We start from the raw sequence: 17,743 nt of genomic DNA, 5'->3' as shown, positions 1-17,743 counted from the left end.
GCTGTGCTCAGGAAGCGAGAAGAGGGTGGGTGGCCTTCCAGTGCCGCGCGATGTCCAGACGGCGCGCCACCCAGACCTTGTCGTGCGACTGGATGTGGTCCAGAAACCGCTGCAACGCGGTGATGCGCCCTGGGCGGCCGAGCAGGCGGCAGTGCATGCCGATGCTCATCATCTTGGGTCGGTCCAAACCATCCGGGTCGCCCTCGGCATAGAGCGCGTCGAAAGTGTCCTTCATGTACTGGAAGAACGGGTCGGCGTGAGAGTATCCCTGGGGCAGCGCGAAGCGCATGTCGTTGCAGTCCAGCGTGTAGGGCACGATGAGCTGGTGCGCGTCGCTGCCGTCGGTTTTCTTCACCTTCATCCAGAACGGCAGGTCTTCGCCGTAGTAGTCGCTGTCGTATTCGAAGCCGCCGAAGTCGGCCACGAGGCGGCGCGTGTTCGGACTGTCGCGGCCGGTGTACCAGCCCAGCGGGCGCTCGCCCGTGAGGCGCTGAATGATCGCCATCGCCTCGGCCATGTGGGCGCGCTCGGTCGCTTCGTCGATGGCCTGGTAGTGGATCCACTTCAGGCCGTGGCAGGCGATGTCGTAGCCCAGTTCCTGGAACGCGGCGGTCAGCTCGGGGTGTTTTTCCAGCGCGGTCGCCACGCCAAACACGGTCAGCGGCAAGCCGCGCTTTTCAAACTCGCGCAGCAACCGCCAGACGCCGGCGCGCGAGCCGTACTCGTAGATGCCTTCCATGCTGATGTGGCGCTCCGGGAACGAGGCCGGGTTGAACATCTCCGAGAGGAACTGCTCCGAGCCCGCGTCGCCGTGCAACACACAGTTCTCGCCGCCTTCTTCGTAGTTCAGCACGAACTGCACGGCAATGCGCGCGCCATTCGGCCAGCACGCGTGCGGCACGTCCCGGCCATAGCCGACCAGATCGCGGGGGTAGGGGGCGGTGCTGTCGTAAATCGTCATGTCAGTCGGAGCGAAGTGTCTTGTCCAGGAACACCGCGGAACTGGCTTTGCCAGGCCGCTGGTGTTGCCCCTGGAGGGGCGGAGCGGCTACGCGAAGCGAGCAAGCGATGGGGGTGGTCTAAGAAAGCGCCAGGGAGATGTCGTTGCTCGGGAGCTTGCGGTCGAAAGTCAGGTTTTCTTCGACATGCATCAGGTGTTCGTTCATCAGGCGCACGGCGGTTTCTTCGTCTTTGGCGGCCAGCGCCTTGACGATGTCCACGTGTTCTTCGTTGGAATGCTCGGCCGCGTTGGTGCTCTGGTACATCAGCGTGATGAGGGCGCAGCGTGAGATCAGCTCGCGCAAGAGTTCGGCCAGCACCTGGTTGCCCATCAGTTCGGCCAAACGCACGTGGAAATCGCCCAGCAGTTCGGTGCGGCCCGGCACATCCTGGTTGTCCACGGCCCGCTTTTCCTGCGCCACGTGTTCGCGCAGGGCCTTGATCTTGCTTGGCGTGACCTGGCGAACAAAGGCACGCGTCATTTCGGTCTCCAGCATGCGGCGCACTGCGAACACCTGTTTGGCTTCCTCCACCGAGGGCGCCGCGACAAAAGCGCCGCGCGCGGGCTCCAGGCGGATCAGGCGGTTTTGCGAGAGCTGGAACAGCGCCTGGCGCACCAAGGTGCGCGAGACGCCGAAGTGGTCGGCGAGTTTCTGCTCGGCCAGTTTGGTGCCCGGATGCAACCGGTGCTCCACGATGGCCTTGGTGAGGGACTCGACGATCTGGCGCGTGCTGGAGGTTTCCATGCGGTCATCATATCCAGAAAAACAAAAAGTGTATACACTTTCAGTCGACTGCAATTGAAAGGATCTGCGATGGGTTTGAGTACACACGTTCTGGATACCATGCATGGCTGTCCGGCCGCCGGCATGGCCGTGGAGCTTTACACCACCGAGGGCGAGCAGGCCACGCTGGTCAAGCGTTTCGAACTCAACGCCGACGGCCGCAACCCCGATGGCCCGCTCTACGACAACGCCAGCCTGAAGGTGGGCACCTACCGGCTGGTGTTTGATGTGAAGGGGTATTTCGCGGCCAGGGGTGTGGCGCTGCCTGAGCCGAACTTCCTCAACCGCGTGGCGCTGGACTTCGGCGTGGCGCACACCGACCAGCACTACCACGTGCCGCTGCTGGTGAGTCCGTGGAGCTATTCCACATACAGAGGCAGCTGACGCTGGCCCCCTGCGCCGCCTGCGGCGTCACCCCCAAGGGGGGCGGCACTGGCCGTCCGGCAAAGCCGGCCCGGCGGTGCCCTGGGCAAACTCCCCCTCCGGTGCGACGTGTCTTCACCCAGAACGCGGCGGAACCGGCTTTGCCGGGCCGCACCGCGTTGCACCCTGGGGGGGTGACGCCGCAGGCGGCGCGGGGGTGACTCCAGCTACTTGCTGCGTTGTCCTTCGGTCAGCGTATCGAGCTGGAAGTTGCCGCTCTTGTCCCACAGCCAGACGTCGGTGTAGATCACGCTGCCCAGCTGTACCGGTGCCGGAAACGGGGCCGCTTCGTGCACCGTGCGTTCGATCTCGCGCACCACGTCGGGGGCATGGGAGGGGGCACGCATCCAGTTCAGGCGCCGAACGTTGCCGCGGTTGTCCAGATCCACCTGCAGCACACCAACGGCGTGCATCAGCGGCGGCAGCTGGCCTTTGAAGATGCGGTGGGCGTTTTTCCCATAAATGTGGCGGGCCCCGTCCTGACGGTAGGCGCGCGGATTGTCCGCCTGCGACACCAAGCTCGGGGGCACCTCGGCTGGGGGCGTTGGCAAGGCAATGGGTTCGACGGCCGGTGGTGTTGTGGGGGGGGCTGCCACTGGCGAAGCGCAGGCGCCCAACAGGGCAGCGGCGCACAACGCGAGCGATCCCCAGACGCTGCGCAGGCGGCTGGAGTCGGTCTTTTCGGGGCCGACCGGTCCCAGGTGGGCGGGGGTGGTGTCGTTCATGGTGCCAGGTCTCCTGATGCGAGGTCCGCACGGGCTGCCAGCGGGGGTGGCGATGTCGGGCTCATACGGACAATCTGATGAAGTGTATGTGGCTTTCGCCTGGGCGTGATTGCTGGTCGCGGTGATACTTCGCAGCACGCTCCGTGCGTTACGTATTCACACAGTTTCTGTAGGCAAACGCACCACACATGACCCCCGAGCTGGATGGTTTTTTTCGGCACCTGGCCCAAGCGCCGGCGGTGCTGGTCAGCGTGTCGGAGACGCGCGGCTCGGTGCCGCGCGAGCGCGGCGCCTGGATGGCGGTGTTTGTCGATGCCCTGGTGGGCACGATCGGTGGTGGCCAACTCGAATGGAGCGCTGTTCGCCAGGCGCGAGAACGGCTGGCGTTGCCCGGCGACCGAGCGGGAGGCAGCGCGTGGGAGCTTGAGGTGGCCCTGGGGCCCAGCCTCGGGCAGTGTTGTGGCGGCCGGATGCGCCTGCGGTTCGAGCCGGTCCAGGCGGCGGACCACGACTCCCTGCGCCAGCGCCTGAGCCCCCGGCTGACGCCGCTGGCCCTGTTCGGCGGCGGTCATGTGGGGCGGGCGATCGTGCAGGCGCTGGCACCTCTGCCCTTTGAGGTGACCTGGATCGACAGCCGCGACGAGGTGTTTCCCGGCGATTTGCCGCCGCAGGTGCATGCGGAGCATTCCGACCCGGTGCAGGCGGCCGTGGGCGATCTCGCTCCGGGTTCGCTGGTGCTGATCATGAGCTTTTCGCACGCCGAAGACCTCGACATCGTGGCGGCCTGCCTGCAGCGCCAGCGCACCACGGCCGACCTGCCGTTCGTGGGCCTGATCGGCAGCCACACCAAGTGGGCCACCTTCCGGCACCGCCTGACCGAGCGCGGCTTCGGCGATGCCGAGCTGGCCCGGGTCACCTGTCCGATCGGTCTGCCGGGCATCACCGGCAAGGAGCCCGCCGTGATCGCGGCCTCGGTTGTGGCGCAGTTGTTGCTAGTCCGGTCCGGGGCCGTCAAGGGCTGAAACGGGGCGGGATCTGCGGGTTATCACGCAGTCGACTGTTTGCAAAAAGTGTATACACTTTGACGGTCTGGTCGCAGCGGAGCGGGCGTCGTTCAACAGCATCGACGCTCAAACGCGGCCCTCAGTCGGCTCAGAGCGCCCGCGGTGGTGAGTCGCAAACCCTGGCGGGTGTCCGTCGTCGTGTTGAGGTGCCATGGAAACTTATCTGCTCGATTGGGCCAACCTGCTGTTGCGCTGGCTGCACGTCATCGTCGCCATCGCCTGGATCGGCTCCTCCTTCTATTTCGTCTTCCTCGACAGCAGCCTCACACCGCCCGAAGACGAGCAGCTGAAAAAAGACGGCGTCTCCGGCGAGCTCTGGGCGCTTCACGGTGGCGGTTTCTACCACCCGGTCAAGTTCTCGGGCGCGCCGCCCAGGCTGCCCGAGCACCTGCACTGGTTCTACTGGGAAAGTTATTCCACCTGGCTCTCGGGCTTTGCGCTGTTCCTCATTTCATACTTGTGGAGCCCGAGCGTCTACCTGATCGATCCCAACATCATGCAATGGAGCCCGGCCGGCGCCATTGCTGCGGCGCTGGCGTTCCTGGTGGTGTTCTGGCTGCTCTACGACGCCATCTGCCGCACGCTGGGCCAGACCGACAACGGCGACGCCAAGGTCGGCGCACTGGTGCTGGTGCTGGTATGCATCGCGGCTTACGCAGCCACGCAGATGTTTGCCGGGCGCGCCGCCTTCCTGCTGATGGGCGCCATGCTCGCCACCTCGATGAGCGCCAACGTGTTCTTCTGGATCATCCCCGGCCAGCGCACCGTGGTGGCCGACATCAAAGCCGGGCGCCCGGTGGACCCGATCCACGGCAAACGCGGCAAGCAGCGCAGCGTGCACAACACCTACTTCACGCTGCCGGTGCTGTTCGCCATGCTGAGCAACCACTACAGTTTCACCTACGCCAACGAACACAACTGGCTGATCCTCATCGGCATGATGTTTGCCGGTGCCGCCATCCGCCAGTTTTTCGTCATGCGCCACGGCTTCAAGCTCGGCCGCAACGCCCACCCCTGGCCCTACGCGGCGGTGGGCGTGGTGGCGCTGCTCGCGCTCATCGTCTGGCTCAAGCCCGCGCCGGTGGCTGCGGTGGCGATTCCTGAGACGGTGAGTTATGCGCAGCTCAAGCCGGTGATCGAGCAGCGCTGTGTCATGTGCCACGGCGAAGCCCTGCAGTCCAAGGGGGTGCGCATGGACCAGCCAGCCGCCGTCAAGCAGCACGCGCAGATGATCTACCAGCAGGTGGTGCTCATGAAGGCCATGCCCATGAACAACGCCACAGGCATCACCGACACCGAGCGTGCCCTGTTTGCGCAGTGGTTCATGGACGGCGCAAAAACCGAGTGAAGGCCCGGCCCGGCGGGCGTGTTTGATCTGCGGTAACCTCGGTGCCGCCGTCACAACACCACCCCCCACACCATGAAAACCAAAGCCGCCGTCGCCTGGAAAGCAGGCCAGCCCCTGACCATCGAAACCGTGGACCTCGAGGGGCCAAAATTCGGCGAAGTGCTGGTCGAGATCAAGGCCACCGGCATCTGCCACACCGACTACTACACGCTCAGTGGCGCCGACCCCGAAGGCATCTTTCCGGCGATCCTGGGCCATGAAGGCGCGGGCATCGTGGTGGACGTGGGGCCGGGCGTGACCTCGCTCAAGAAAGGCGATCACGTCATCCCGCTCTACACGCCCGAATGCCGCCAGTGCAAGTTCTGCCTGAGCCGCAAGACCAACCTCTGCCAGCTGATCCGCGGCACGCAGGGCAAGGGCCTGATGCCCGACGCCACCAGCCGCTTCAGCATGGACGGCAAGCCCCTCTTTCATTACATGGGCACCAGCACCTTCAGCAACTACACGGTCGCGGCGGAGATCTCGCTGGCCAAGATCCGCGAGGATGCACCCTTCGACAAGGTCTGCTACATCGGCTGTGGCGTCACCACCGGCATCGGTGCCGTGATCTTCACGGCCAAGGTGGAGGCCGGCGCCAACGTGGTCGTGTTCGGCCTCGGTGGCATTGGCCTGAACGTGATCCAGGGCGCCAGGATGGTGGGCGCCGACAAGATCATCGGCGTCGACCTGAACCCCGCGCGCGAGGCCATGGCCCGCAAGTTCGGCATGACGCACTTCATCAACCCCAAGGACCATGCCAACGTGGTCGATGCGATCGTGCAGCTCACCGACGGCGGCGCCGACTACAGCTTCGAGTGCATCGGCAACACGAAGGTGATGCGCGACGCGCTGGAGTGCACGCACAAGGGCTGGGGCCGCAGCATCATCATCGGCGTGGCCGAGGCCGGTGCCGAGATCAGCACGCGCCCGTTCCAGCTCGTGACCGGCCGCAAGTGGGAAGGCTCGGCCTTCGGCGGCGCGCGCGGCCGCACCGACGTGCCCAAGATCGTGGACTGGTACATGGAAGGCAAGATCAACATCGACGACCTGATCACCCACAAGCTCAAGCTGGAAGACATCAACAAGGGCTTTGACCTGATGAAGAGCGGCGAGTCGATCCGTTCGGTGGTCGAGTTCTAAGAGACCATCTGCCTTTGAGCCCGCCATGGCGCTGCCCACCCTGAACGCTGACACCCGCGTGCGCGCCGGCGTGCTGGAGGTGGCCTGCCACCTGGCCGGGCCCGCCGACGGCCCGCCGGTGCTGCTGATGCACGGCTTTCCCTACGACATCCATGCCTACGTCGACGTCGCGCCGATGCTGGCCAACGCCGGCTGCCGCGTGGTGGTGCCGTACCTGCGCGGTTTCGGCGCCACGCGGTTCCTGGAAGCTTCGACGCCCCGCTCCGGCGAGCAGGCGGCGCTGGGGGCCGATCTGCTGGCCTTGCTCGATGCGCTGCACATAGATCGCGCGGTGCTGGCCGGCTACGACTGGGGCGGCCGCGCGGCCTGCGTGGTGGCGGCCCTGTGGCCCGAACGCTGCGCGGGGCTGGTCTCGGTCAACAGCTACAACATCCAGAACATCGCGCGCGCCATGGTGCCGGACACGCCGGCCAATGAACACCGGCTCTGGTACCAGTACCTGTTCCACAGCGAGCGCGGCCGCGCCGCGCTGCAGCAGGATCGGCGCGCGCTCTGCAAGCTGCTCTGGCAGATGTGGTCGCCCACCTGGGTCTTCGACGAAGCCACCTTCGAGCGCAGCGCTGCCGCTTTCGACAACCCCGATTTCGTTGAGGTGGTCATCCACTCCTACCGCCACCGCTTCGGCCTCGTGACGGGCGACCCGGCGGTGGCCGCGGTGGAGCGGCGCCTGGCCGCGCAGCCGGTGATCGGCGTGCCGGTCATCACGCTGGACGGTGAGGCAGACGGCGTGCGGCCGGCCGAGCTGGCGCCAGCCAATGCCCACCGTTTCACCGGGCCGCGCTCGCACCGCATCCTGCCTGGTGTGGGTCACAACCTGCCGCAGGAAGCGCCGCGCGTCTTTGCCGACGCCATACTGGAACTGATCCGCCGTTGAGGGCGGGCACCCTCACGGAGAAAAACACCATGGGTTTTGAGCGCCTTGAACTGGTCAGCGAACACGGCTGCTTCGGCGGCGTGCAGCGTTTCTACAAACACGCATCGAGCGAGATCGGCTTGCCGATGCGTTTTGCGCTGTACCTGCCGCCGCAGGCGCTGGCCGGGCAAAAAGTGCCCTTGCTCACTTTCCTGGCGGGCCTGACCTGCACCGAAGAAACCTTCTCCATGAAAGCGGGTGCGCAGCGGCTGGCCGCCCAGCTCGGCCTGGCGCTGCTGATGCCCGACACCAGCCCGCGCAACACCGGTGTGGACAGCGAAGACCACCACTGGGACTTCGGTGTCGGTGCCGGCTTCTACCTCGATGCCACGCAGGCGCCGTGGTCGGGCCACTGGTGCATGGAGAGCTACCTGCTGAAAGAACTGCAGCCAGCGGTGACCGCCGAGTTCCAGCTGGACCGTGAACGCCTGGGTCTGTTTGGCCACTCCATGGGCGGGCATGGTGCGCTCACGCTGGCGCTGCGCCACCCGGGTGTGTTCCGCAGCCTCTCGGCCTTCGCGCCCATCTGTGCGCCCACGAAGTGCCCCTGGGGCCACAAGGCCTTCACCGGCTACCTCGGCCAGGATGAAAGCCTCTGGGCGGAACACGATGCCAGCCTGCTCATGGCCGCGCAGAAGACCGCACCGTACCCTGGCGGCATCCTGATCGACCAGGGCCTGGCCGACAAATTCCTCACCGAGCAGCTGTATCCCGAAGCCTTTGAAGCCGCCTGCGCGCAGGCCGGCCAGCCGCTCACGCTGCGCCGCCACGCGGGTTACGACCACGGCTACTATTTCATCGGCACCTTCATGGAAGACCACCTGCGCCACCACGCGCAGGCGCTGGCGCAAGCCTGAGCGGTCTCAGCCGGGCAGGGCGCCGGGCTGCTGCAGCTGCCGGTAGACCACTTCGGCCAGCTGCGCCAGCCGTTCCCGGGGCAGATCGCCGCTGAGCGCGTAGCCGAGCGAACCCTCGACCCAGTAAAAGGTTTCGGTCTGACCCACCCGCGCGAAGCGGAACGCCGCCGGCGCCGGGGCGGCGTCACCCGGCAGCACCGAGACATGCAGCGTGATGCGCCCGGCCGCGGGGTTCTCGTACATGAACAGCGCGCGCGGTTCACCCGCCTGGCCGGGCAGCAGGCGCCCGCCCATCAGCCCGAAGCCCTGATCTTCCAGCAGCGGCGCCTTCAGCGGCGTGCCCAGGCGGCGCGACAGCCATTGCACCAGATGCGCCTGCTCCTGCACACCGACCTCGACCGCGTGGCGTTTTTCGGGCACATACACCGCGTGCGCCACGCGCGCTTCCTGCACGAAGCCGGGTTCACCAGCGCCGGCGAGCGGCGCGTCGACCGGGCGCAGCCACCAGCCGCCCGCGAAGCCCAGACCCAGCATCAGGCTGGCCACCAGGCCCTGCAACCAGGGCCGCGAACGGCGCGGCCGGGTGGCGCGCACCAGTGCCAGCGGCACGGGTTCGTCGAGCACACCGCGCTGCAGCGCCTGCAGGCCCAGGCGCTGGACCTGCCAGGCCTGGACCCGGGCAGCGGCGTCGGGGTTTTGCAACAGCCAGTCCGACACCGCAGGGACAAGCCCGGGGGGCAACTGGCCGTCGACCCAGGCGTGCAGCTCGGCGTCGGTCACGGGAGTGGGGTTGTCGGTGGTCATGCGCGATGCGTTTTCATTTCACGATCTTCAAACGGGGTGTCCGGGTCTGAACCGGGGCTCCACCGTCCATCAGGTGGCGCAGTTGTTCGCGTCCGCGCGACAGCCGCGACATCACCGTGCCCACCGGCACGCCCAGCACCTGGGCGGCTTCTGCGTAGGGCAGTTCTTCCACACACACCAGCAACACCACCTCGCGCAGCGCGGGGCTGAGCTGGTGCAGCGCCTGCTCCAGGTCCATGCGCTCCGGCGTGTACCGGAACGGGTCGTGGCTGGGCTCGTTGCCCTCGTCCAGTTCCACCGCCTGGCGCTCGTGCACCTGGTCGCGCACCTGGTTCAGGTGCAGGTTGTGCATCAGCGAGAGCAGCCAGCCGCGCAGACCGCTGCCGTCTTCGCGCGGGCGCCACAGCGACCACTTGTGGCAGGCCCGTTCCAGCGTGTCCTGCACCAGGTCGTCGGCACGGCTGGCATCCCCCGTGAGCAGGCGCGCATAGCGCCGCAGTCGGGGAATGTGGGTCAGCGCGCCTTCCGGACCCAAACCTGGCCGCCTTCAGGGCTTGACGACGTGCCAGACACCGTTGAACCCGTCGCCGGTCTTGTCGCCGGGCTTGGTGTCCTTGACCCAGTAGTACAGCGGCTTGCCTTTGTAGGCCAGCTGTTTGCCACCGTCATCGCGCGTGATCACGCTGTAGTCGCCCGCGGCTGCGGCGTTGCCGGCCATCAGCGGCGGCCAGTTGGCGGCGCAGGGGCCGTTGCAGACGCTCTTGCCACTGCCGGCCATGTCGCGGTCGAAGGTGTAGAGCGTCATGCCGTTGGGGCCCGTCAACATGCCATTGGCCATCATCGGCGCACCCGCGGGTGCGGAGGCCGCAGCCGCCGGGGCCATGCCGTAGCCGGGGCGCTGCATCATGCCGTGGTAGCCGGGCCCGCCCATGCCTCGGGGGCCGGCGCAGCCCACCAGCAGGGCGGCGCCCAGCAGCAGGGTGGCAGATGTTGAAAACAGGAGGGATCGGCGTTGCATGAGCAGGCTCCTTGAACAGAGGTTAAACAGGGACTGACATGCGGTGAACACCACAGCGAGCCCGTTTATTCCCGATGACCCAACTGTTTTTTTGGCGTCCGGGCTCAGAAATCGGACCAGATGATCTTGCTGCCGGTGTTTTCCCAGGCTTCGTAGTGCTTCGCGTACAGGTCTTCGATGCGGTTGCGCTTGACCTTGAAGGTTGGCGTGATCACGTCGTTGTCCACCGTCCAGGCGGTGGTCACCAGCACGATGCATTGCAGCTGTTCGTGCGGGTCGAGGGTGGCATTGATGCGCTGGAGGTGTTGCGCCAGCGAGCTTTCGAGTTCGGCGCGTGCGCCGGGATGGGCCGCGCGGGCCACGGCTTCGGGGTTGAGCATCACGATGCCCAGCGGCTGGCCCAGGTTGGCGCCGGTCACCACGCAGGCTTCCACCGCTTCGTGCTCGACCAGCTTGTCCTCGATCGGCGCGGGCGCCACGTATTTGCCCTTGCCGGTCTTGAACAGGTCTTTCACCCGGCCGGTGATGCGCAGCAGGCCCCGGGCGTCGATCTCGCCCTTGTCGCCGGTCCTGAGCCAGCCGTCCTCCGTGAAGGCCTCGCGGGTCTTCTCCGGGTCTTTGTAGTAGCCCAGCATCAGCGCCTGGCTGCGCATCTGCACCTCGCCCGTGGCCGGGTCGATGCGGTGCTCGACGCCCTCGTAGACCGGCCCCACGGTGCCCTGCTGGTTCTTGCCCGGCTCGGTGATGTGCGAGAGCGCGAGGTTCTCGGTCATGCCGTAACCCTCGTTGATGTGCAGGCCCAGCCGGCTGTACCACTGCAGCAGGGCCAGCGGCATGTGGGCAGCGCCCCCGGCGGCGAACTGGCACTGGTCCAGGCCCAGCGCCTTCATCACCTTCCTGCGCACGATGCCGCCCAGGATGGGGATGCCCAGCAGCCGGTTGAGCTTGGCCGGCGGTATTTTGTGGTGCACGCCCTGCTGGAACTTCACCCACAGCCGCGGCACCGAGAAGAAGATGGTGGGGCGCGCGCGCTGCAGGTCGGCGGCGAAGGTGTCGAGCGACTCGGCGAAATACACGTGCATGCCGGTGCGCAGCCAGCCGTGTTCGACCAGCATGCGCTCGACCACGTGCGCCAGCGGCAGGTAGGACAGCATGCGGTCGTCGGCCGACATGGGGATGCGCTTGAGGCCCGAGTCGAGCGCCCAGGCGAAATTCTCGAAGCTGTGCATCACGCCCTTGGGGTTCCCGGTGGTGCCCGAGGTGTAGATCAGCGTGGCCAGCTCGTCGCCCTGGCGCAGCGGTGTGCCCTGCAGGGGCTCGTGGCGGCCGCAGATCGCGTCCCAGCCTTCGTAGCTTTCGATCGCGTCCAGCGGCGAGAGCGCATAGCTGATGCAGGGCAGGCCGTCGGGCACGCCGGGCTTCATGCCCTCCCAGCCGTCGAGCTTGCCGATGAAACAGGCTTTGGCTTCGCTGTGGGTCAGGATCTGGCGCACCGTCTCGGCCGCCAGCGTGGGGTACAGCGGCACCGACACATGGCCGGCCATCCAGATCGCCAGGTCGCTCATCATCCACCAGGCGCAGTTCTTCGACAGGATGGCCACCTTGGAGCCCGGCTCCCAGCCCCGGGACTGCAGGTGCGCGGCCATGCGCCGCACCTGGTCGCCGATCTGGCCCCAGGTGAAGTCCTGCACCGCACCGCTGCCCAGGGGTTGCGTGAGGGCCACGCGGTTGGGTGCGGTCTGCTCCCAATGGTAGAGGCGTTGCAGGGACAGCAGTTCGGGCGCGACGAGGCTCATGGTGGGGTCTCCTGTTTTTCTGGTCTAGGGCGTATCGCCTCCGGGGAAGCTACCCGGTCACAGGCGTTTGGGTCAGTGGGTTTTCCCTGCCATTGCCCAGCATGCACCGCCGCGTGACGGTCATCGTTGATCAGGCTCAAACGGCCTGCGCAGGGATCAGACCGTGAACGTGGCCGAGAGGCTGAACCCGGGCAGGGAAAAGGTGGCCGACCAGTGTTCGCCCGGCTGCACCGGCCAGGCGTCGGTCCAGGTGCCGGTGGTCACGACGTCGCCGGGCATCAGGTCGGGCGCGCCCGGGCAGGCGCGCAGCGTGTTCATGAAATCGTGCAGGGCGCGCAGCGGGCTGTCGAGCACGTTGGCGCCCTGGCCCTGTTCAACGGCCTGACCTTGCCGGTCCAGCACGACGAGGGTCTGCGCCAGCAGGGCGTCGAGCTGGGCGGCGCTGGCGGCCAGTTCGTGCACCGGGGTCTGGCGCCCGACCAGCAGGCGCGCGTGCAGGCTGCCGTCGGCCACCGTGTCGGCGGCCTGGAATTTCCAGTCCGGCAGGTGCGACTGCACGATCTCGAAGCCGGGGGCGACCCAGGCGATGGCATCGAACAGCTGCGCCAGCGTGGCAGCGGGCGCCGGGGTGGCCCGCAGGCCGAACACCATCTCGGGCTCCAGCCGGGGCTGGCAGGTGGCCGCCAGCGAGACCGTGCCTTCGCCCTCGCAGAAGGCCAGTGTGCTGCTGTAGACGGTGCCCCAGATGGGTTCGAACACGTTGTAGCGGGGCCAGATCGTGCGGTTGGTGAAACCGACCTTGTAGCCGCGGGGCACTTCGCCACGCGCCTGCCGAAGCGCGCGCACTGCCAGCGCGCGGGCGTAGGCGGTGGGCAGATCGAAGGCGGGGTCGGCGCTGGGCGGGGCGCTCCAGAGCCGGGCCTGGTCGAGGTGGGTGAGCAGATCCTGAGGCGACATGGCAGCGGCCTGAAAACGGGGTGTTCGGCATCATAGGCTGGCGCGGCCCCCGTGTCAGGCCCTCGGGTGACCGCACCGCGTTATGCTGGTGCCATGAGCCCGAACCCGTCCATCCAGCTTCGCGAATTCGTCACCGGTGGTGACCCCGCCGCCCAGCCCGCGGCCAGCATCATCGTGCTGCACGGCCTCGGTGCCGACGGCAGCGACTTCGTGCCGATCGCGCAGGAGCTTGACCTCAGCGCCATCGGCCCGGTGCGATTCGTGTTTCCCAACGCGCCGGTGCAGCCGGTCACCATCAACGGTGGCTACGAGATGCGCGCCTGGTACGACATCTACCCGCCGGGCGCCGACCCCGCTGTCCCGCGCCGGGAAGACGAAGCCGGGTTGCGCCGGGCCCAGACCATCGCGCAGGCCCTGATCGACCGCGAGGCCGGGCGCGGCGTGCCCGCCGAGCGCACCGTGCTGATGGGGTTTTCGCAGGGCTGTGTGGTCGCGCTCATGGCCGGGCTGCGCGCGCCGCAGCGGCTGGCCGGGCTGGTGGGGCTCTCGGGCTACCTCGCCCTGGCCGATCGCACCGCATCGGAAGTGCACGCCGCCAACCGCGCCACGCCCATCTTCCTGGCCCACGGCGAAGAAGACGATGTGGTGGACATGTCGCGCGGCACCGCGGCACGCGACGCACTGACCGCGCTGGGATACGCCGTGGCCTGGCACAGCTACCCGATGGGGCACTCGGTCTGCGCCGAAGAGGTGGCCGACCTCAACGCCTTTTTGCTGCGGGTGCTGGCGTCGGGCTGAGCCAGCCACCACCTTGACGGGTGTTGACTTCGCTTTTGTTTGTGAAGTCTGCATCCGGATGCAACCGCGGCGCCGCTGAAGGACTGTTTTCGTTTCATCGGTGCGCGCGGGCGCTTATGCTGGCCGCATGTACGCGCAAGATCTTTCATTGAACCAGACCCTTCGGCCGCAGACCTTCGTGACCGGGCGCGATCCGGCCGCCACGCCCGTGGCCAGCCTCATCGTGCTGCACGGCCTGGGCACCACGGGCGGTGACTTCATCCCCCTGTTGCGCAGCATGAACCTGGCCGCCGTGGGCCCGGTGCGCTGCGTGTTTCCCGATGCGCCCCTGCGCACCGTGAGCTTCAACGGCAGCGACATGCACGCCTGGTACGACGCCGCGCCGTCCGACGCACCGCGCCATGCGCCGCTGCCGGCGGACGAGGGGGGCCTGCGCGCCTCGCAGAGCCTGGTTCAGGCGCTGATCGAGCAGGAAGCAGCCCAGGGCATGCCGTCCGAGCGCATCGTGCTCATGGGCTTCTCGCAAGGTGCCGTGCTCGCGTTGCACGCCGGCCTGCGAGCGCCCCAGCGCCTGGCCGCGATCGTGGCGCTCTCGGGCTACCTGCCCCTGGGCGCCCGCACCCTCCAGAGCGAGTCCCATTCCGCCAACCAGCGCCTGCCCATTTTCCTGGCGCATGGCGAGTACGACGAGGTGGTGCCGATTGACCGCGCCCGGGCCGCGCGCACCGTCCTGCAGGTCATGGGCCACCTGGTGGAGTGGCACAGCTACCCCATGGGCCACGAGGTGAGCGACACCGAGCTGGCCGATGTGGAGGCCTGGCTGATCGGGGTTCTGAGCGTGGTCTGACTTGCCCCCCCTCCCGCAGCGCTTCGCGCTACCCCCCCAGGGGGCGGCACTGGCCGTCCGGCAAAGCCGGCCCGGCGGTGCCCTGGGCGGCAGCGCGAAGCGCTACGGGGTCACCTCTCAGCGATGTAGTGCGACATGTGCGCACTCTCGCCGGGCGCCAGGAACTCGCGCACCTCGGCTTCGAGCGCGTGGTCGGCCACGGTGGCGCGGGCGCGCTGGTGCAGGTAGTCGGCCCATGAGGTGACGATGAAACGTTCGACGTAGCGCGAGGGTTCGCCCAGGTCCCGGTAGATGCGCCAGAAGGTGGCGCCGTCGCGCCGGCGCGGCGCCTTCATGCGGCTGATGGTGTCGAGGAAGACCTTGTCTTCCCCCGCGCGGATGCGGTAGCCCACTTCCACCGCCACCGGGCCGGCCTCGGGGCTGGGTTCGTCGTTCACAAACAGCTCGTCCCACGGTGTGCCCTGGGTCACCTCGTGCGCCTCGCCCACGCGCAGCGGGAACGGGCGCGCCAGCAGCAGGCCCGCGGCCATCAGCACCCCGGCGGCCACCAGCGCGGCGGTGAGGCCGGCGATGTCGGACACCGCGCCCCAGAACGCCGAGCCGATGGCGAACGCGCCGAGCGAGGCCACGATGTGCAGCGCCACCGCGCGCGAGCGCACCCAGGGCGGGGCGCTGGCCTGGGTGGCGGTGTTGAAGGTGGACATCGCCGCCATCCAGGCCGCGCCGCCCACCGCCATGGCGGCGTACACCAGCAGCGGCACACGCACCCAGGCGGCCAGCAGCATGACGAGGGAAAACGCCACGCAGGCCGCGGCGATGATGGCGTCGAGCCCGAAGCGGCTGCGCAGGCGGCCGATCACCAGGCCCGAGGCCACCGCGCCGGTGCCCATGCAGCCCATCAGCAGGCCGAAGCCCTGCGCCCCGGTGCCGAGCTGGCGCTGCGCGATCACCGGCAGCAGCGCCCACAGCGCCGAGCCGGCCGCGCTGTACGCCATCACGCGCACGAGCTGGGCCAGGATGATGCGCGAGTGCCAGGCGAAACGCAGGCCGCTCAGCGTGCCGCCCCAGAGGCGTTCGGCCGGCAGGCGCGAGGGCGGGTGCGCTTTCGGGGGCCAGCGGCGGATCGACTCCCACATCACCCCCGTGGTGAACACCGTGACCACAAACACCCAGCCCGCGCCCATCCAGGCGAACAGCAGGCCGGCCAGCGTGGGGCCGATCGCGCGCGCCGCGTTGTAGGCGATGCCGATGGCCGTGATCGCCTGTGGCCATTCGTCGCGTGGGACCGGGTCGATCACCGACGAGTTCCAGGCCGGGGTCAGCACGGCCGTGCAGCAGCCGCACACGAAGACCAGGAACAGCACCGACGCCGGCCCGCCCCAGCCGCCGAGCACCAGCCCGGCCAGCAGCACACAGGCCACCACCTGCGCGATCAGCGCGCCCGAGATCAGGCGCCGGCGGTCGGTGGTGTCGGCCAGCACGCCCGCGGGCAGCGCCAGCAGGAACATCGGCAGGAACACGGCGGTCTGTACCAGCGCGGCGAGGAAGGACGAACCGGTGAGCTCGACCATGAGCCAGGCCGCCGCCATGGTCTGCATGCCCGCGCCAATGAAGAAGACCGCGCCGCAAAGCCACAGCCCGCGGAAAGCGGGCTGTCGCAGGGGGCTCCAGATGGAGTGGGAAGGGGTCATCGGGTCCATTGTCCCGCAGCGGCTCAGGCCGTGCGTGCCGTTTCAGCCAAGACCCTGGCCAGCCGGTTGTGCCGTTCCACCAGCGGCCCGAGATCGACGGTGGTGAGCTGGCCTTCGCGCACCACCACCCGGCCGTTGACGATGGTGTAGGCCGCGGGCGGGCTGGCGCAGAGCAGCAGGCTGGCCACCGGATCGTGCACCGCGCCACCGGCAAAGCCGAGGGTGCGCAGGTCGAACAGCGCGAAGTCGGCACACATGCCCACCGACAGGTGGCCAATGTCCTGGCGGCCCAGCACCATCGCACCGCCGCGCGTGGCCATGTGCAGCGCGTCGCGCGCGGTCATCTCGGCCGGGCCGAGGTCGCAGCCGAAGAAAGTTTTGCCGCTGCGGGTCTCGGGCGGCATCAGCGCGCGGCCCACGCGGGCCAGCAGCAGCGCCTGGCGCGCTTCGTTCACCATGTGCGCCGCGTCGTTGCTGGCGCTGCCGTCCACACCCAGACCCACCGGAACGCCCGCGTTCAGCATGCGGCGGATGGGGGCGATGCCGGAGGCGAGGCGCATGTTGCTGCAGGGGCAGTGCGCCACCCCGGTGCGGCTGGCGGCGAAGAGCGAAATGCCTTCGTCGTCCAGCTTCACGCAGTGCGCGTGCCACACGTCGTCGCCCAGCCAGCCGAGTTCCTGCGTGTACTGCGCCGGGGTCTGGTTAAACTTCTCGCGGCTGTAGGCGATGTCATGGTCGTTCTCTGCCAGGTGGGTGTGCAGGCGCACGCCCTGGCCCTTGAAGCTGCGCGCGAGCAGGGCGCTCTGGCGCATCAGATCGGGGCTCACCGAAAACGGCGAACACGGCGCAAGTGCCACCTGCACCATGGCGCCGTGCGCGGCGCTGTGCCAGGTCTCGACCAGGCGCTGGCCGTCCTTGAGGATGGCGTCTTCGTTTTCCACCACGCTGTCAGGTGGCAGCCCGCCCGCGCTCTGCCCCACGCTCATGCTGCCGCGCGTGGCCAGGAAGCGCATGCCGATCTGCTGTGCCCCTTCGATGCTGTCTTCCAGCCGCACCCCGTTGGGGTAGATGTAGAGGTGGTCGCTGCTGGTGGTGCATCCGCTGAGCAGCAGTTCGGCCATCGCCACCTGGGTCGAGACCTGCACCATCTCGGGCGTGAGCCCGGTCCAGATCGGGTAGAGGCCGCGCAGCCAGGAAAACAGCTCGGCGTCCTGCACGCCGGGGATGGCCCGCGTGAGCGACTGGTACATGTGGTGGTGCGTGTTCACCAGACCGGGTGTGACGAGGTGGCCGCGCGCATCGATGGTTTCACCCGCCGATTCGAGCAAGGCGCGCGGCAGCTCGGCTGTCGGGCCGATCCACTCGATCACGTTGTCTCGCACGAACAGCGATGCGTCTTTGATTTCCCGCCCCCTGGATGGGTCGGCGTGGTCGAAGGTGGCGATGCAGGTGGCGTTGTGGATCAGCAGGGTGTTCATG

At 68.0% G+C, this 17,743-nt stretch carries 18 protein-coding genes; 8 read left to right on the top strand and 10 right to left on the bottom strand.

Annotated elements, in window-relative coordinates; translation table 11 throughout:
• Window positions 1-7: 7 nt before the first annotated feature.
• Both puuE and ACN5W5_RS10015 read right to left on the bottom strand, forming a co-directional pair.
• The gene (gene puuE, locus ACN5W5_RS10020; protein WP_420048394.1) at window positions 8-961 is read right to left on the bottom strand and encodes an allantoinase PuuE; all 954 of its coding nucleotides are present in this window, start codon (window positions 959-961) and stop codon (window positions 8-10) included.
• Window positions 962-1,079: 118 nt separating this feature from the next.
• Entirely contained in the window at window positions 1,080-1,745 is a 666-nt protein-coding gene (locus ACN5W5_RS10015; protein ID WP_420048393.1) for a GntR family transcriptional regulator, read from the bottom strand.
• A gap of 69 nt (window positions 1,746-1,814) precedes the next feature.
• Here ACN5W5_RS10015 and uraH point away from each other — a divergent pair, with 69 nt between their 5' ends.
• On the top strand, window positions 1,815-2,168 hold the full coding sequence (gene uraH / locus ACN5W5_RS10010; protein ID WP_290974175.1) for a hydroxyisourate hydrolase: 354 nt from the start codon (window positions 1,815-1,817) through the stop codon (window positions 2,166-2,168).
• Between the two features lie 206 nt (window positions 2,169-2,374).
• Here the strand turns inward: uraH and ACN5W5_RS10005 are convergent, their stop codons facing one another.
• The gene (locus tag ACN5W5_RS10005) at window positions 2,375-2,932 is read right to left on the bottom strand and encodes a hypothetical protein (RefSeq protein WP_420048392.1); all 558 of its coding nucleotides are present in this window, start codon (window positions 2,930-2,932) and stop codon (window positions 2,375-2,377) included.
• Window positions 2,933-3,120: 188 nt separating this feature from the next.
• On the opposite strand from ACN5W5_RS10005, the gene xdhC reads away from it, so the two are divergent.
• The 5 genes from xdhC to fghA all read left to right on the top strand — a co-directional run bounded on the left by xdhC (window position 3,121) and on the right by fghA (window position 8,353).
• Window positions 3,121-3,954, top strand: coding sequence for a xanthine dehydrogenase accessory protein XdhC (gene xdhC, locus ACN5W5_RS10000; protein ID WP_420048391.1), 834 nt, complete (start codon window positions 3,121-3,123; stop codon window positions 3,952-3,954).
• Window positions 3,955-4,147: 193 nt separating this feature from the next.
• The gene (locus tag ACN5W5_RS09995) at window positions 4,148-5,344 is read left to right on the top strand and encodes a urate hydroxylase PuuD (protein ID WP_420048390.1); all 1,197 of its coding nucleotides are present in this window, start codon (window positions 4,148-4,150) and stop codon (window positions 5,342-5,344) included.
• Window positions 5,345-5,416: 72 nt separating this feature from the next.
• Window positions 5,417-6,523 (top strand): S-(hydroxymethyl)glutathione dehydrogenase/class III alcohol dehydrogenase, encoded by a 1,107-nt coding sequence (locus ACN5W5_RS09990; protein ID WP_420048389.1) that lies wholly within the window; start codon window positions 5,417-5,419, stop codon window positions 6,521-6,523.
• Window positions 6,524-6,548: 25 nt separating this feature from the next.
• Window positions 6,549-7,457 (top strand): alpha/beta fold hydrolase, encoded by a 909-nt coding sequence (locus ACN5W5_RS09985; RefSeq protein WP_420048388.1) that lies wholly within the window; start codon window positions 6,549-6,551, stop codon window positions 7,455-7,457.
• 29 nt (window positions 7,458-7,486) lie between these two features.
• Window positions 7,487-8,353 (top strand): S-formylglutathione hydrolase, encoded by an 867-nt coding sequence (gene fghA, locus ACN5W5_RS09980; protein ID WP_420048387.1) that lies wholly within the window; start codon window positions 7,487-7,489, stop codon window positions 8,351-8,353.
• A 6-nt stretch (window positions 8,354-8,359) separates the two neighbouring features.
• On the opposite strand, the gene ACN5W5_RS09975 is transcribed toward fghA, so the two are convergent.
• The 5 genes from ACN5W5_RS09975 to ACN5W5_RS09955 all read right to left on the bottom strand — a co-directional run bounded on the left by ACN5W5_RS09975 (window position 8,360) and on the right by ACN5W5_RS09955 (window position 12,928).
• Entirely contained in the window at window positions 8,360-9,157 is a 798-nt protein-coding gene (locus tag ACN5W5_RS09975) for an anti-sigma factor family protein (protein ID WP_420048386.1), read from the bottom strand.
• A 13-nt stretch (window positions 9,158-9,170) separates the two neighbouring features.
• Entirely contained in the window at window positions 9,171-9,692 is a 522-nt protein-coding gene (locus tag ACN5W5_RS09970) for an RNA polymerase sigma factor (protein ID WP_420048385.1), read from the bottom strand.
• A 12-nt stretch (window positions 9,693-9,704) separates the two neighbouring features.
• Window positions 9,705-10,040 carry a hypothetical protein gene (locus ACN5W5_RS09965; protein ID WP_420048735.1) on the bottom strand — a complete coding sequence of 112 codons (336 nt, stop codon included), beginning with the start codon at window positions 10,038-10,040 and terminating at the stop codon, window positions 9,705-9,707.
• Window positions 10,041-10,279: 239 nt separating this feature from the next.
• On the bottom strand, window positions 10,280-11,971 hold the full coding sequence (locus ACN5W5_RS09960) for an AMP-binding protein (protein ID WP_420048384.1): 1,692 nt from the start codon (window positions 11,969-11,971) through the stop codon (window positions 10,280-10,282).
• A gap of 156 nt (window positions 11,972-12,127) precedes the next feature.
• On the bottom strand, window positions 12,128-12,928 hold the full coding sequence (locus ACN5W5_RS09955; RefSeq protein WP_420048383.1) for a 2-keto-4-pentenoate hydratase: 801 nt from the start codon (window positions 12,926-12,928) through the stop codon (window positions 12,128-12,130).
• Window positions 12,929-13,021: 93 nt separating this feature from the next.
• Between ACN5W5_RS09955 and ACN5W5_RS09950 the strand changes: the two genes are divergently transcribed.
• Together ACN5W5_RS09950 and ACN5W5_RS09945 are read left to right on the top strand one after the other, a co-directional pair.
• Complete coding sequence (locus ACN5W5_RS09950) at window positions 13,022-13,726, top strand: alpha/beta hydrolase (RefSeq protein WP_420048382.1); 705 nt, start codon at window positions 13,022-13,024, stop codon at window positions 13,724-13,726.
• 148 nt (window positions 13,727-13,874) lie between these two features.
• Window positions 13,875-14,573 carry an alpha/beta hydrolase gene (locus ACN5W5_RS09945; RefSeq protein WP_420048381.1) on the top strand — a complete coding sequence of 233 codons (699 nt, stop codon included), beginning with the start codon at window positions 13,875-13,877 and terminating at the stop codon, window positions 14,571-14,573.
• 110 nt (window positions 14,574-14,683) lie between these two features.
• On the opposite strand, the gene ACN5W5_RS09940 is transcribed toward ACN5W5_RS09945, so the two are convergent.
• Complete coding sequence (locus tag ACN5W5_RS09940) at window positions 14,684-16,264, bottom strand: MFS transporter (protein ID WP_420048380.1); 1,581 nt, start codon at window positions 16,262-16,264, stop codon at window positions 14,684-14,686.
• Between the two features lie 23 nt (window positions 16,265-16,287).
• Complete coding sequence (locus ACN5W5_RS09935; RefSeq protein WP_420048379.1) at window positions 16,288-17,742, bottom strand: 8-oxoguanine deaminase; 1,455 nt, start codon at window positions 17,740-17,742, stop codon at window positions 16,288-16,290.
• Window position 17,743 lies beyond the last annotated feature (1 nt).

It is taken from the genome of Hydrogenophaga sp. ZJX-1 (assembly GCF_048590325.1).
Lineage (GTDB): Bacteria > Pseudomonadota > Gammaproteobacteria > Burkholderiales > Burkholderiaceae_C > Hydrogenophaga.
Note: the sequence above shows the minus strand (reverse complement) of the source record. Positions and strands in the feature narration are given on the sequence as shown.

Bases quoted from the DNA above. Each gene is read 5' to 3' on its own strand.
- ACN5W5_RS10005 (WP_420048392.1), bottom strand. From the start codon at position 2,932: ATGAACGACACCACCCCCGCCCACCTGGGACCGGTCGGCCCCGAAAAG.
- xdhC (WP_420048391.1), top strand. From the start codon at position 3,121: ATGACCCCCGAGCTGGATGGTTTTTTTCGGCACCTGGCCCAAGCGCCG.
- uraH (WP_290974175.1), top strand. From the start codon at position 1,815: ATGGGTTTGAGTACACACGTTCTGGATACCATGCATGGCTGTCCGGCC.
- ACN5W5_RS10015 (WP_420048393.1), bottom strand. From the start codon at position 1,745: ATGGAAACCTCCAGCACGCGCCAGATCGTCGAGTCCCTCACCAAGGCC.
- ACN5W5_RS09965 (WP_420048735.1), bottom strand. From the start codon at position 10,040: ATGGCCCCGGCGGCTGCGGCCTCCGCACCCGCGGGTGCGCCGATGATG.
- ACN5W5_RS09985 (WP_420048388.1), top strand. From the start codon at position 6,549: ATGGCGCTGCCCACCCTGAACGCTGACACCCGCGTGCGCGCCGGCGTG.
- ACN5W5_RS09950 (WP_420048382.1), top strand. From the start codon at position 13,022: ATGAGCCCGAACCCGTCCATCCAGCTTCGCGAATTCGTCACCGGTGGT.
- fghA (WP_420048387.1), top strand. From the start codon at position 7,487: ATGGGTTTTGAGCGCCTTGAACTGGTCAGCGAACACGGCTGCTTCGGC.
- ACN5W5_RS09940 (WP_420048380.1), bottom strand. From the start codon at position 16,264: ATGACCCCTTCCCACTCCATCTGGAGCCCCCTGCGACAGCCCGCTTTC.
- ACN5W5_RS09955 (WP_420048383.1), bottom strand. From the start codon at position 12,928: ATGTCGCCTCAGGATCTGCTCACCCACCTCGACCAGGCCCGGCTCTGG.
- ACN5W5_RS09995 (WP_420048390.1), top strand. From the start codon at position 4,148: ATGGAAACTTATCTGCTCGATTGGGCCAACCTGCTGTTGCGCTGGCTG.
- puuE (WP_420048394.1), bottom strand. From the start codon at position 961: ATGACGATTTACGACAGCACCGCCCCCTACCCCCGCGATCTGGTCGGC.
- ACN5W5_RS09935 (WP_420048379.1), bottom strand. From the start codon at position 17,742: ATGAACACCCTGCTGATCCACAACGCCACCTGCATCGCCACCTTCGAC.
- ACN5W5_RS09990 (WP_420048389.1), top strand. From the start codon at position 5,417: ATGAAAACCAAAGCCGCCGTCGCCTGGAAAGCAGGCCAGCCCCTGACC.
- ACN5W5_RS09960 (WP_420048384.1), bottom strand. From the start codon at position 11,971: ATGAGCCTCGTCGCGCCCGAACTGCTGTCCCTGCAACGCCTCTACCAT.
- ACN5W5_RS09975 (WP_420048386.1), bottom strand. From the start codon at position 9,157: ATGACCACCGACAACCCCACTCCCGTGACCGACGCCGAGCTGCACGCC.